Source organism: Actinomadura gamaensis (assembly GCF_042652125.1).
Classification (GTDB): Bacteria; Actinomycetota; Actinomycetes; order Streptosporangiales; family Streptosporangiaceae; genus Spirillospora; species Spirillospora gamaensis.
The window spans coordinates 1,262,031-1,274,497 of the sequence record NZ_JBHSIT010000001.1; the positions used below are offsets into that span (position 1 = coordinate 1,262,031).

A 12,467-nucleotide genomic window follows, 5' to 3' on the forward strand; every position below is an offset into this window, starting at 1 on the left:
TCGGACGGCAACGACGGTTTCGGGAGGATCTGTGGTCACCGCGCTCGTGTTCATCAAGACCGACGTGGACCGCGTCCACGAGGCGGCCGAGGAGATCGCCGCCCTGGAGGGGGTCAGCGAGGTCTACTCGATCACCGGTCGGCACGACCTGGTGGCCATGGTGCGGGTCCGGCGGCACGACGACCTGAACGACGTCATCCCCGGCCGGCTCAACAAGGTCCGCGGCGTCCGGGACACCGAGACCCACATCGCCTTCCGCACCTACTCCCAGCACGACCTGGAGGTCGCGTTCTCGCTCGGCCTCCCGGACGCCGGCTGAGAGTCCGCACGGGCCGGGCCCGCCGCATCCCCGGGGAGGGGACGCGGCGGGCCCGTCGCGTCAAAACCTGGTCACCTCTGGCCGGCTCAGGTCACGGCCGGCTCAGCTCACGGGCAGCCCAGGTCATGGCAGGGCAGGTCACGGGTAGTACGTGGCGAGCTTCTGCTTGATCGCGGTGATCGAGTCCGCGAAGGGGATCGGGGCGGGCTCGCCGTGGCGGTAGTCGAGCAGGTCCATCGCGTAGGCGGCGCGTCCCTGCCGGACGAGCGCGACCTGGAAGTGCTGCGTCTCGCCGCCCCCGTTGACACCGGTGGTGAGCCGCCACACGTCCACGCCGCTCTCGGTCCCGACCTTCGTCACGGCGGTGACGTAGATGGCGCCCTCGCCTCCGGTACCGGGCTTGTTCCGCTCGACGCAGCTCGCCAGCAGGGTCTTCCACTGCTGCTCGAAGGACGCGGCGCGCGCGCTGTCCGGGAAGACCCAGACCTCGTTGTAGTTGTAGTACCAGGTCGGGGTGGAGTAGCGGGCGCTGAGGCCGTCCTGCGCGCCGGTCGCCCGGCCGTAGTCCCAGCAGGACGGGCCGCTCACTGTGGGCTGGAAGTACGGGTTGATGTAGGGCTTGTCGCCCCACGTCTCGTCCACGGGCGGCTGCTGCGCCTTCGAGAGCAGCACGTTCTGGTTCACGCCGGACGCGGCCAGGGCCGCCGGGGACGAGGCGTGGCGGGGCGACGCGGCGTGGGCGGGGGACGCGGCGAGCGCGAGCGCGAGGCCGGCGGCGGCCGCCGCGGACGCGGTCGCGCGGACCTTGGAGACGGGCATCGGGCAGGGTCCTCTCCGTGAGGGGCGGGAACTCGTTCGCCGATGATCATGTAACGGATCGGGCCGAACTAATCCAAAATTGAACAACCGTGACCCAAGCGCAACAAGATCGGCCGCCCGCGCGGGCGCGCGGACGGCCGAACCCGAACGATCTTCCAGGCGTCCTCAGCGGGCGGCCTGCGACACCTCGATCCAGCGGTCCAGCAGCGCGGCGGCGGCCCCCGAGTCCACCGCCTCGGCCGCGCGCACGCAGGCGTCCCGCAGCGCGTCGGTGAGCTTGGCCGCCAGCGGAGCGCCCTCGTAGGCCACGATCAGCGCCGCCGCGTTCAGCAGCACCATGTCCCGCACGGGGCCGGTCTCGCCGTCCAGGAAGCGCCGCGCGACCCGCGCGTTGTAGGCGGCGTCCGCGCCGCGCAGGTCCTCCGGACGCGCCGGGGGGATGCCCAGGTCGGCCGGGTCGAACACGGTCTCGGTGACCCTGCCCTCCCGCACCACCCAGACCGCCGAGGTCCCCGTGGTGGTCAGCTCGTCCAGGCCGTCGTCGCCCCGGAACACCAGGGACGAGCAGCCGCGCTCGGCGAACACCCCGGCCATGATCGGCGCCATCCGGGGGTGGAACACGCCGACCGCCTGGCTCGTCGGGCTCGCCGGGTTGGTCAGCGGCCCGAGGAAGTTGAACACCGTCGGGGTGCCGAGCTCGCGCCGCGTCCGGGACGCGTAGCGCAGCGCCGGGTGGTACAGCGGCGCGAAGCAGAAGGCGATGCCGACCTCCTCGGCGATCCGCGCGGTCGCCTCGGGCGGCAGGTCGATCGCGACGCCGAGGCCCTCCAGCAGGTCGGCCGCCCCGCAGGACGACGAGGCCGCGCGGTTGCCGTGCTTGACGACCTTCACTCCGGCGGCGGCGGCCACCATCGCGGCCATCGTCGAGATGTTCACGGTGTGCGCGCGGTCGCCGCCGGTGCCGACCAGGTCGGCGAACCGGCCCGGCACGCTGATCGGCGTGGCGTGCGCCATCATGCCCGCGGCGAGCCCGGCCACCTCGGCGACCGTCTCGCCCTTGGCGCGCATCGCCACGGCGAACCCGGCGATCTGCACGTCGGTGGCCTCGCCGGACATGATCTGGTCCATCGCCCAGGCGGTCTCCGCGCTGGTCAGCGACGTGCCGTCGAGCAGCGCGTTCAGCAGCGCGGGCCAGGTGGTCGCGGCCTCCGGGGCCGCGGCGAGCGGGCCGCCGGGCGACACGCCGGACGGTGCGGCGGCGCGGGCGCTGGGTCGGGCGTCCATCGGTGTTCCCCCAGGTTCGGGTCCTGCGGGGCGGCCGGGGCGGTCCCGCCCGGTCCGGCCGGGGACGGGGCCGGGGGACGGAACATCCCCCGCCTCCCCGGCGAGTCGTTACTAGAGCGCGGGAAGGCGGTTGTCGGCCCGCCAGCGCATCAGGTCGGCGACGGCCTTGGCCACGGCCATCGGGTCGAGCGGGAGGGCGACCACGGCGTCGGCGCGCGACCAGGTCGCCAGCCAGCCGTCGTCCCGGCGCGCGATGATCGCCAGGATCGGCGGGCAGTCGTAGACCTCGTCCTTGGCCTGCCGGGCCACGCCGAGGCCGCCCGCGGGGCGGGCCTCGCCGTCCACCACCACGACGTCGATGTCGCCCCGGTCGAGCCGCTCCACGACGGCCGGCTGGGTGGCGATCTCGACGAACTCCACCGCCGGAAGGTCGGCGGCGGGCCTGCGTCCGATGGCGAGCCGGATCTGCTCGCGCGTGTTCGCGTCGTCGCTGTAGACGAGCACCTTCATCGGACCCTCCGGGGCGTCGCTCATGGCAGGCAAGGCTACCGGTTCGGCCGCGCGCGCACGAGAGGGCGGGTGCGGGGACCACTTCCCGGGCCCAAAAGTGCTGTTGAAGCGGGATAAATGCGGACGAGACGGGCGGGTCGGGGCGGGTCCGGTGACACGCTCGGGAACTCCAGAAGGGGGGTCATGCGTCAGTCACTGAACGGGTGCCGTAATAATGCTGCTCGTGGCAACAGCATCCGCGATAGAGACAACACCTCACGCTCGGGCGAACCGTCCCAACTTGGTCAGCGTGGGGACGATCGTCTGGCTGTCGTCCGAGCTGATGTTCTTCGCGGCCCTGTTCGCGATGTACTTCACGATCCGCTCCGTGACGATCGGCCAGCACGGTCACGACGCCTGGCCCGGCGCCAAGCTGGACCTGCCGCTTTCGGCGTTCAACACGACCGTCCTGGTGCTGTCCTCGGTGACGTGCCAGATGGGCGTGTTCAAGGCCGAGGCCGGCAAGGTCGGACGCACCGGCGGCCTGCTCGACTTCCGCAAGTGGGGACTGCGCGAGTGGTACGTCCTCTCGTTCCTCATGGGCGCCTACTTCGTGGCGGGCCAGCTCTTCGAGTACACCAGCCTGGTGACCAAGGACGGCCTCACGCTGTCGTCCTCGGCGTACGGATCGGTCTTCTACCTGACCACCGGGTTCCACGGCCTGCACGTCACCGGCGGCCTCATCGCGTTCCTCTTCGTGCTGGGACGCACCTACGCCGCCAAGCGCTGGACTCATGAGCAGGCCACGAGCGCGATCGTCGTGTCCTACTACTGGCACTTCGTGGACGTGGTCTGGATCGGCCTGTTCGCGACGATCTACCTGCTCGACCTGAAGTGATCCGTCCGACCACCAACGACGACAAGACCCGAACGGGGATTTCCGTGAAAAGGATCACCGCATGGCGACGGCGCCCCTGGGCGGGCTACGCCGTCGTGCTGGCGGCCCTCGCGGCGATCGCCGGCCTCTACGCCGGCTTCTCGCCGAAGACCGACCGCGCCGAGGCGGCAGGCACCGCCGACGCCCAGGCCGACCTCGCCAACGGCAGGCAGCTGTTCAACAAGAACTGCGCAAGCTGCCACGGCCTCAACGCCGAGGGCACCAAGGACGCCAAGGGCAAGCCGATCGCGCCGAGCCTGCTCGGCGTGGGCGCCGCCTCCGTCGACTTCCAGGTCAGCACGGGCCGCATGCCCGCGATGAACCCCGGTGCGCAGATGCCGCGCAAGCGGCCGGTTCCCGCCTTCGACACCCAGGTCAAGACCGACTACTCGGAGCCGGAGAAGCGCGAGGCGGCCGAGAAGCAGAAGGCCCAGGCCGAGAAGAACCTGCGCGACCTGCGCGAGTACATCGCCCAGCTCGGCGGTGGCCCGTCCGTCCCGACGGCCGACCAGGTCGACCCGACGAAGGGTGACGTCGCGCTCGGTGGCAAGCTGTTCCGCACCAACTGCGCCCAGTGCCACAACTTCACCGGGCAGGGCGGCGCGCTGACGCAGGGCAAGTACGCCCCGCCGCTGTCGCCGAAGGACGTCACGCCGACGCAGATGTACGAGGCGATGATGACCGGCCCGCAGGCCATGCCGGTGTTCAACGACACCACGCTGACCCCGAAGGACAAGCAGGCGATCATCGCCTACCTGGTGCAGACCCGTGACGAGCCCAACCCGGGCGGCAACGGCCTCGGCCGCATCGGCCCGGTCTCGGAGGGCCTGGCCGGCTGGCTGGTCGGTGTCGGCCTGATGGTGCTCGCGGCGATGTGGATCACCGCCAAGAAGCCGAAGAAGCTGAAGAAGTCATGAGCGACAACAAGGACAACGCGGGCTCGCCGGAGCCGCGCGAGGAGGGCGAGGCCCGCCGGGTGGTGGGCACGCCGTCGCCGGCGGGGGAGCGCATCCTGCTGGCCAGGGACGATGACGAGGCCTACCCCGCTCCGGCGGGCGCGGGGGCCGAGCTGGACGAGAAGTCCGCGAAGAACGCCGAGCGCGTCGTCGCGACCTTCTTCGTGCTCGCGTTCCTCGCCAGCGTCGCGTTCATCGCCTACTACATCGGCTGGAGCGGCCGGAACGGCGGGATGCACGGCATCAGCCGGGCCCGCGAGTCCAACCTGTGGCTCGGCGGCACCATGGCGCTGTCGTTCCTCCTGCTGGCGATCGGCGTCACCATCTGGGTGCGGCGCCTGATGACCAGCAAGCCGATCATCCAGGAGCGGCACGAGATGGCGTCGAGCGCGGAGACGCGCGCGGCGTTCGAGGCCGACTTCCTGGCCGGCGCCGAGGACAGCGCGATCACCAAGCGCCCGCTGCTGCGCCGCACGCTGCTGCTCGCCGCCGCGCCGCTCGGCCTCGCGCCGCTGGTGCTGCTCCGCGACCTCGGCCCGCTGCCGGAGAAGCGGCTGCGCCACACCTTCTGGGGCGAGGCCGTGAAGAAGGCCAAGGCCGAGGGCAAGAAGGGCGTCCGCCTGGTGGTGGACGGCACCAACGCCCCGCTGAAGGTCTCCGACTTCAACTCGCCCGGCGGCATGATCACCGTGCTGCCGGAGGGCATCGAGGAGTCGGCGCACGCGTCCAACGAGATCGCCAAGGCCGTGACGATCCTGATCAACGTCCCGGCAGAGCAGTTCAAGCCCGTCAAGGGACGCGAGAACTGGCACGTCAACGGGGTCGTGGCGTACTCCAAGATCTGTACGCACGTGGGCTGCCCGGCGGCGCTGTACGAGCAGACCACCCACCACATCCTGTGCCCGTGCCACCAGTCGACGTTCGACGCCACCGACGGCGCGAAGGTCGTCTTCGGCCCGGCGCACCGTCCGCTGCCGCAGCTTCCGCTGAGCGTGGAGGACGGCTACCTCATCGCCACCGACGACTTCCCGGAGCCGATCGGTCCTAGCTTCTGGGAGCGCGGATGAGCGACGCACAAGCACCGAAGGCGGTCGCCGGACCGCTGAACTTCCTGGACGACCGGCTCGGCTCGACCAACTTCTTCCAGCGCAACGTGAAGAAGGTCTTCCCGGACCACTGGTCGTTCATGCTGGGCGAGATCGCCCTGTACTCCTTCATCATCCTGCTGCTGACGGGCACCTTCCTCACGCTCTGGTTCCACCCGAGCATGGAGGAGGTCGTCTACAACGGCTCGTACACCAAGCTCAAGGGTGTACAGATGTCGGAGGCGTACAACTCGGCCCTGCACATCACCTTCGACGTGCGCGGCGGTCTGCTCATGCGGCAGATCCACCACTGGGCCGCGATCCTGTTCATGTCGTCGATCCTGGCGCACATGCTCCGGGTCTTCTTCACCGGCGCGTACCGCAAGCCGCGCGAGCTGAACTGGCTCATCGGCATCAACATGTTCATCCTGGGCATGCTGGAGGGCCTGTTCGGCTACTCGCTGCCGGACGACCTGCTCTCCGGCACCGGCCTGCGCATCACCCAGGGTGTGGCCGAGGCGATCCCGCTGGTCGGCACCTACATCTACATGTTCCTGTTCGGCGGCGAGTTCCCCGCGGGCGACCACGGCGACCTCATCCCGCGCCTGTACAGCTTGCACATCCTGCTGATCCCGGGCGTCATCCTCGGTCTGGTGACCGCGCACATGATGATCATGTGGCACCAGAAGCACACCGCGATGCCGTCCAAGAACCAGTCGAACGAGCAGGTCTACGGCTACCCGTTCTACCCGGTCTTCATGGCCAAGACGGGCGCCTACTTCCTGTTCACCTTCGGCGTGCTGGCGCTGCTCGGCGCGTTCGCCCAGATCAACCCGATCTGGCAGTTCGGGCCGTACGACCCGGGCGCGATCTCGGCGGGCTCCCAGCCCGACTGGTACATGGGCGTGCTCGAGGGAGCGCTGCGCATGATGCCCGGCCAGGGCACCGAATGGGTGATCGCGGGCCACACGATCAGCCTGAACGTGCTGATCCCGGCGCTGGTGCCGCTCGGCATCATCTTCGGCGGCGCGATGGCCTGGCCGTTCCTGGAGCAGTGGATCACCGGTGACCGGCGGCGGCACGACATCAACGACCGTCCGCGCAACGCCCCGGTCCGCACCGGCATCGGCATGGCGGCCGTGACCTTCTACGGCCTGATGTGGCTGGCGGGCGCGAACGACGTGCTGGCCGACAAGTTCCACGTGTCGCTGTTCGCGACCACCTGGTTCTTCCGGTTCGCGATCTTCATCGGGCCGGTGCTCGCCTACATCGTCACCAAGCGGATCTGCCTGGGCCTCCAGCGCAAGGACGCGGACGTGATCGGGCACGGCGTCGAGGCCGGCATCATCGTGATGGCGCCGGACGGCGGGTTCAGCGAGAAGCACGAGCCCGCCCGCGAGGAGGAGCGGATCAAGATCCTCTCCAAGGAGAACGCCCGTCCCGAGGCGCCCGCCACGGACGCCAACGGCATCCCGGCCCCGAGCCAGAAGGGCCCGATGGGCCACCTGCGCTCGCGGCTCCAGCGCGCCGCGACCTTCGACGACATCCCCATCGAGGAGCACGGCGAGGGCCACGGGCACGGCGAGGGACACGACGACCACGCGGTCGGCAGCGGTTCGGGCCCCAAGCAGCTCGGCCACTGATTCGCGAGATTGCCACGGGCGAGGCCCGTCCCCGGAACGCTCCGGGGGCGGGCCTCGCCGCTTCCGCGGGGTTCCGGGGACCGTCCTGCCGGCGGGACGTCCGGGACGCGGATCATTGCCGCGACCGGCGGCGTGGGATCCTGGCAGGGAGATGACCAGGACGCTCGTGGTGACCAATGACTTCCCGCCCCGGCCGGGCGGCATCCAGGCGTTCGTGCACGGACTGGCCGTCCGGCGCCCGCCCGGCTCGGTCGTGGTGTACGCCCCGGCGTGGAAGGGCGCGGCGGAGTTCGACGCTGCGCAGCCGTTCCCGGTCGTGCGGCATCCGACGTCGCTGATGCTGCCCGACCGGGACGTCGAGCGGCGCGCGGTGGACCTGCTGCGCGCCGAGGGCTGCGACTCGGTGGTGTTCGGCGCGTCCGCGCCGCTGGGGCTGCTCGCACCGGCGCTGCGCCGGGCGGGGGCCGGGCGGATCGTCGGGATCACGCACGGGCACGAGGCGGGCTGGGCGTCGCTGCCCGGCGCGCGCGGCCTGCTCCGCCGCATCGGGGACGGCGTGGACGTGCTCACCTACCTGGGCGAGTACACGCGCTCCCGGATGGCCCGGGCGTTGTCCCCGGCGGCCGTCGGGCGGATGGCGCGGCTCGCGCCCGGCGTGGACGACTCGGTCTTCCGTCCGGGCGCCGGCGGGGACGAGATCCGCGCGCGGCACGGGCTGGCGGACCGTCCGGTCGTGGTGTGCGTGTCGCGCCTCGTGCCGCGCAAGGGGCAGGACGCGCTGATCCACGCGTGGCCGCACGTCCTGCGCGCCGTCCCGGACGCGGCGCTCCTGCTCGTCGGTGGAGGTCCCTACCGCGCCGACCTCTCGCGCCTGGCGGACGAGCTGGGCGTGTCCCGTTCGGTGGTGTTCACCGGAAGCGTCCCGTGGGAGGAGCTGCCCGCGCACTACGACGCCGGGGACGTCTTCGCCATGCCGTGCCGTACGCGCCGCCATGGGCTGGACGTCGAAGGGCTCGGGATCGTGTATCTCGAAGCGTCCGCTACGGGACTGCCGGTCGTCGCGGGCGATTCCGGGGGAGCGCCCGACGCCGTCTTGGACGGTGAGACGGGCGTGGTGGTCCCAGGACGTTCGGTGCGCGCCGTAGCCGAGGCCCTGATGGACCTTCTGCGGGATCTCTCACGCGCGCGCACGATGGGCGACAAGGGACGCGCCTGGGTCGAACGCGAATGGCGTTGGGAAGTTCAATCCGCCCGGCTGGATGGCCTGCTGTCCTAACGATCGGCCGATTGGGCTGCTGCCGGGCGGGCGGGCCGCTGTGTGAGGGTGTGCGGTCAGCGGCCTGTGCTTACGCGCGAGGCGCAGGTGCGGGGTGCCTGCGCGGTGTGCGGATCAGTGACCGCTGCTCGTGAGGGCGATCGCGGTGTACCGGAGCGGTGAGGGCCCGCGCTGCGTCGTCTTGTAGGACGCGCCGCCGTTGTCGGAGTACTTGATCCGCCACGAGTGACCGCTGTCCAGGCGGTGCAGGTTGTAGTGCGTGATGCCCTGCCCGGACAGGTACTCGACCTTGTGCCTCGCGGCGGCCGCGAGGGCCGACCGGTAGGGGACGCGGGTGTCCTCGGCGGCGGAGACCAGCGTCCAGTCCGTCCCGCCGCGTCCCTGGAGGGACTGCTTGGCGAGCCAGCCCTGGAGCGCGCTGCCGGGCTTGAGGTCGCGGCACTGCCGGTACTTGGCGGCGCACGATCCCGCGATGCCGCGGAACGGGGTGCTGAGCGTCACCGCGTCCTTGACGAGCAGGTAGGGCGGCCAGGAACCGGACCCGTGCGGGCGGGCCTTCACGCCCGCGAGCGCGGTCGCCGCGACGAGCCCGCCCATCGAGTGCGCGACGAACCGCACCGGGACGCCGTGCCGCGAGTAGTGCGAGTAGACGTCCCAGGCGAGGCGGCGGCCGAGCTCCAGCACCGGCGTGTTCAGCGAGCCGCCGACGCGCCGGGTGCAGTGGGTGTCGCCCGAGTAGTAGCCCCAGGTGACGAGCGGGCCGTGGAACCCGGCCGAGCGGAGCTGGGCGTCCGCCTGCTTCCAGGTGGCGGCGCAGTCGGTGCCGCCGCGCAGCTGGAGGCCGTGGACGAGGTAGACCGGGTCGGCGGTCGCCGCATCGGTCTGGACGCCGGTCTGGTCGGCGGTTCGGTCGCCGCTCTGCGGCGGGGGGACGGCGGCCGGGGGACCGGCCGCCGCGAGGGCGGGCGCGGCCTGGACCGCGCAGACGGTGAGGGCGACGGCGGACAGCGCCGCCGAGCGCACGATTCGACGCAAGGTTGAGGGACCTTTCGGGGGATGGCCGCCGACCCGACGGCGGCCCTGACGACGCCCGATCTTAGGGACTGACGGGTGATCTGACCCTTGAAATGTGATCTTTTACTGGGGATCATCCCCTTCCAGGGTCGGGACACGGGGAGGCGGGATGGGCGGACGGGGCATCGGATGCCTGGGCGCGGTGCTGGTGCTGGCACTCGGCGCGGGCGGGTTCGAGGCGTGGCGGCTGACCGGCAGGGACGAGGGCGGGCCGGAGAAGACCGCCGCCTCGTACTTCGCCGCGTGGAGCAACGGCGATCTGTCGAAGATGCGGGGGCTGGTGAGCGATCCGCCCGCCGACTTCGCCTCCTGGCACCGGTCGCTGACCACCGGACTGTCGGTGATGTCGGTCGCGCTGACGCCGCAACCGGTCGTCCGGACGGGTTCGGACGGGGCGCGCGCCGACTTCACGGTCACCCGGAACCTCGCCGGGCACGGCGACTGGACGTTCCGGTCCACGCTCGTCCTGGCGAAGCACGGCCACCGCTGGCGCGTCCGGTGGACGCCCGGAACGCTCTATCCGGGCCTGAAGGAACTGCCGACGTCGTGGCGGCTGACGGCCGTCCACCAGCCGCCCGCCGCATTCGTCGCCGCGAACGGCAGGCCGCTTCCGGACGGCGGGTCGCTCGACCCGTACGTCAGCGCCCTCGACGACGCCTACGGCGACACCGGAGACGACGAGACCGAGGACGACACCGCCTGGGCGGTCGAGGTGCAGCAGGGCAACGCCCCGCCGCAGCGGCTGAAGGTGCTCGGCGGGCATCCGACCAAGCGCATCCGGACGACGCTGGACCTGCGCGTGCAGAACGCCGCTGAGCGCGCGGTAGCGGCCTCCCCGTCGGGGAAGGCGGCGGCGATCGTGGCGATCCGTCCGTCCACGGGCGAGATCCTGGCCGTCGCCGACCGGCTCGGCGGGCGCGGCGCGTTCGTGTCGAGCTACCCGCCCGGCTCCACCTTCAAGGTCGTCACGGCGGCGGCGCTGATCTCCAAGGGGCTCTCGCCGTCGTCGTCCGCCGACTGCCCGGCCGTCGTCGTCACCGCCCAGCGGACGATCCGGAACCACGAGGGCTCGTCGGTCGGCAACGCCAGCCTCACCGACGCGTTCGCCCAGTCCTGCAACACCACCTTCGCCAGGCTCGCCGTGGACCGGCTCGGGCCGGGCGGCCTCGCCGACGCCGCGAAGTCCTACGGCTTCGGCGCTCCCGTCCTGACCGGCGCGGGCGGCTCCTACAAGGACTTCCCCGACGTCAAGCCCGGCGCCGACCTCGCCGAGTCCGCCATCGGCCAGGGCCGTGTGCAGGCCACGCCGCTGCTCATGGCCACCGTCGCCGCCGCCGTCGCGGACGGCACGTGGCGTCCGCCGCGGCTGCTGCCCGCGTCCATGCTGGAGCCGGGCGACGTCCGCCCGCCGGCACCGCACGACGTGCCGTCCGCCGACGCCCTCCGCGGGATGATGCGGAGCGTCGTCACGAACGGCACCGCCGCGTCCGCCGGACTCCCCGCGGGCACCGCGGGCAAGACCGGGACGGCCGAATACGACAACTCCGGCGCGTCCCACGCCTGGTTCATCGGTTTCAAGGGCGACCTGGCGTTCTCCGTGTTCGTCCTGGAAGGAGACTCCGGACCCAAGGTCGCCGCGCCGCTGGCGGCGACGTTCCTGCGCTCGCTCTGAGCCGGACTGAACGTTTTGCCCGGCCGGTGCGTACCGGGATGCGAAGCGAGAGGCACCAAGCGGGGTGTGCCCGCCGAATCCCCGGATTCGGCGGCATCCCCGAAGTACACGGCTCTCGGGGCGTATGCTCCCGGAGTGACGGGGGCGACCCGCGACACCGGACGCCCCCTCCGGGGAACGGCGGAAGCATGAGCGGGCTTCCACCACGCCGTCCCCGCACGTCTCGATCACGGCACCGGCCGGCCCGGCGACGCACGCCCGCCCCCGCGCCCCTCCAGCAGGAGAGGGCATGGCGCGACGAGAACCACGGCACCCCCGCAGGACGGACGCCTCCGACGAGTCGTCCTTCTGGACCGACCCGCCCGGCGGCCCCAGACCACCCCGCCGCATCCGCGCCCCACGCCGCCTAGCCGGACGTCCGCCCACCCCGCGGCTCCCTTCCCCACCACCCGACCGCACTGTCCGCCAAACCGTCCCCGACGGCCTCCCGCACCACCCCCCTCTCACCCACCCAGCAACCCCCACCCCCCGCCCGCACGAGACCCCCACCCGCAACGCCAGCACACACGACGCGAGTGCGCGCGACGGAGGCGCGCGGGATGCGCGCGGACGCGACGTGCGTGCGCGTGATGCGGGTGTGTGGGGGGCGCGGGCGCGTGAGGGGGTTGCGGTTGAGGCGGGGGGGCGTCTTAAGGGGGCGCGTGGCGCGGGGGGGTATGGGGCGCGTGGGCGCGATGAAGTTGCTCGCGACGCGCGTGCGGGTGACGGGCGTGTGCGGGAGGGGAGTGGGCGCGAGAGGCGTGGGCGGGACGCGCGGGTTCGTGGGCGTGAGGGCCGGGCGCGTCGGGCGGGTGCGAGGGGTGCCCGTGCGCGGGGGGCGGGGCTGCGTGCGGGGGCCGGGGCGGTGATCGCG

At 72.0% G+C, this 12,467-nt stretch carries 11 protein-coding genes; 7 read left to right on the forward strand and 4 right to left on the reverse strand.

Annotated elements, in window-relative coordinates; all coding sequences use genetic code 11:
• Positions 1-31 precede the first annotated feature (31 nt).
• Positions 32-319 carry an Lrp/AsnC ligand binding domain-containing protein gene (locus ACFPCY_RS05890; RefSeq protein WP_378252526.1) on the forward strand — a complete coding sequence of 96 codons (288 nt, stop codon included), beginning with the start codon at positions 32-34 and terminating at the stop codon, positions 317-319.
• Between the two features lie 138 nt (positions 320-457).
• On the opposite strand, the gene ACFPCY_RS05895 is transcribed toward ACFPCY_RS05890, so the two are convergent.
• The 3 genes from ACFPCY_RS05895 to ACFPCY_RS05905 all read right to left on the reverse strand — a co-directional run bounded on the left by ACFPCY_RS05895 (position 458) and on the right by ACFPCY_RS05905 (position 2,956).
• Positions 458-1,138 carry a hypothetical protein gene (locus tag ACFPCY_RS05895; RefSeq protein WP_378252527.1) on the reverse strand — a complete coding sequence of 227 codons (681 nt, stop codon included), beginning with the start codon at positions 1,136-1,138 and terminating at the stop codon, positions 458-460.
• A gap of 165 nt (positions 1,139-1,303) precedes the next feature.
• Complete coding sequence (trpD, locus tag ACFPCY_RS05900) at positions 1,304-2,422, reverse strand: anthranilate phosphoribosyltransferase (RefSeq protein ID WP_378252528.1); 1,119 nt, start codon at positions 2,420-2,422, stop codon at positions 1,304-1,306.
• Positions 2,423-2,533: 111 nt separating this feature from the next.
• A complete protein-coding gene (locus ACFPCY_RS05905) occupies positions 2,534-2,956 on the reverse strand; it encodes a hypothetical protein (RefSeq protein ID WP_378252529.1) in 423 nt (140 codons plus the stop codon).
• A gap of 190 nt (positions 2,957-3,146) precedes the next feature.
• On the opposite strand from ACFPCY_RS05905, the gene ctaE reads away from it, so the two are divergent.
• From ctaE to ACFPCY_RS05930, 5 genes are all read left to right on the forward strand, one after another.
• Entirely contained in the window at positions 3,147-3,809 is a 663-nt protein-coding gene (gene ctaE, locus ACFPCY_RS05910) for an aa3-type cytochrome oxidase subunit III (protein ID WP_378252530.1), read from the forward strand.
• Positions 3,810-3,853: 44 nt separating this feature from the next.
• Positions 3,854-4,765 carry a cytochrome bc1 complex diheme cytochrome c subunit gene (gene qcrC / locus ACFPCY_RS05915; protein WP_378252531.1) on the forward strand — a complete coding sequence of 304 codons (912 nt, stop codon included), beginning with the start codon at positions 3,854-3,856 and terminating at the stop codon, positions 4,763-4,765.
• Positions 4,762-5,871 (forward strand): cytochrome bc1 complex Rieske iron-sulfur subunit, encoded by a 1,110-nt coding sequence (qcrA, locus tag ACFPCY_RS05920; RefSeq protein ID WP_378252532.1) that lies wholly within the window; start codon positions 4,762-4,764, stop codon positions 5,869-5,871. Before qcrC ends, qcrA begins: the two co-directional genes overlap by 4 nt.
• Positions 5,868-7,532 (forward strand): cytochrome bc1 complex cytochrome b subunit, encoded by a 1,665-nt coding sequence (qcrB, locus tag ACFPCY_RS05925; RefSeq protein ID WP_378252533.1) that lies wholly within the window; start codon positions 5,868-5,870, stop codon positions 7,530-7,532. Before qcrA ends, qcrB begins: the two co-directional genes overlap by 4 nt.
• Before the next feature lie 151 nt (positions 7,533-7,683).
• On the forward strand, positions 7,684-8,808 hold the full coding sequence (locus tag ACFPCY_RS05930) for a glycosyltransferase family 4 protein (RefSeq protein ID WP_378252534.1): 1,125 nt from the start codon (positions 7,684-7,686) through the stop codon (positions 8,806-8,808).
• Positions 8,809-8,922: 114 nt separating this feature from the next.
• Here the strand turns inward: ACFPCY_RS05930 and ACFPCY_RS05935 are convergent, their stop codons facing one another.
• Positions 8,923-9,843, reverse strand: coding sequence for an esterase/lipase family protein (locus tag ACFPCY_RS05935; RefSeq protein WP_378252535.1), 921 nt, complete (start codon positions 9,841-9,843; stop codon positions 8,923-8,925).
• A gap of 148 nt (positions 9,844-9,991) precedes the next feature.
• On the opposite strand from ACFPCY_RS05935, the gene ACFPCY_RS05940 reads away from it, so the two are divergent.
• On the forward strand, positions 9,992-11,554 hold the full coding sequence (locus ACFPCY_RS05940) for a penicillin-binding transpeptidase domain-containing protein (RefSeq protein WP_378252536.1): 1,563 nt from the start codon (positions 9,992-9,994) through the stop codon (positions 11,552-11,554).
• Positions 11,555-12,467: the final 913 nt, after the last annotated feature.

Excerpts from the sequence above, each read along its gene's own strand:
- qcrB (WP_378252533.1), top strand. The coding sequence starts at position 5,868 with ATGAGCGACGCACAAGCACCGAAGGCGGTCGCCGGACCGCTGAACTTC.
- ACFPCY_RS05905 (WP_378252529.1), bottom strand. The coding sequence starts at position 2,956 with ATGAGCGACGCCCCGGAGGGTCCGATGAAGGTGCTCGTCTACAGCGAC.
- ACFPCY_RS05895 (WP_378252527.1), bottom strand. The coding sequence starts at position 1,138 with ATGCCCGTCTCCAAGGTCCGCGCGACCGCGTCCGCGGCGGCCGCCGCC.
- ACFPCY_RS05930 (WP_378252534.1), top strand. The coding sequence starts at position 7,684 with ATGACCAGGACGCTCGTGGTGACCAATGACTTCCCGCCCCGGCCGGGC.
- trpD (WP_378252528.1), bottom strand. The coding sequence starts at position 2,422 with ATGGACGCCCGACCCAGCGCCCGCGCCGCCGCACCGTCCGGCGTGTCG.
- ctaE (WP_378252530.1), top strand. The coding sequence starts at position 3,147 with ATGCTGCTCGTGGCAACAGCATCCGCGATAGAGACAACACCTCACGCT.
- qcrA (WP_378252532.1), top strand. The coding sequence starts at position 4,762 with ATGAGCGACAACAAGGACAACGCGGGCTCGCCGGAGCCGCGCGAGGAG.
- ACFPCY_RS05940 (WP_378252536.1), top strand. The coding sequence starts at position 9,992 with ATGGGCGGACGGGGCATCGGATGCCTGGGCGCGGTGCTGGTGCTGGCA.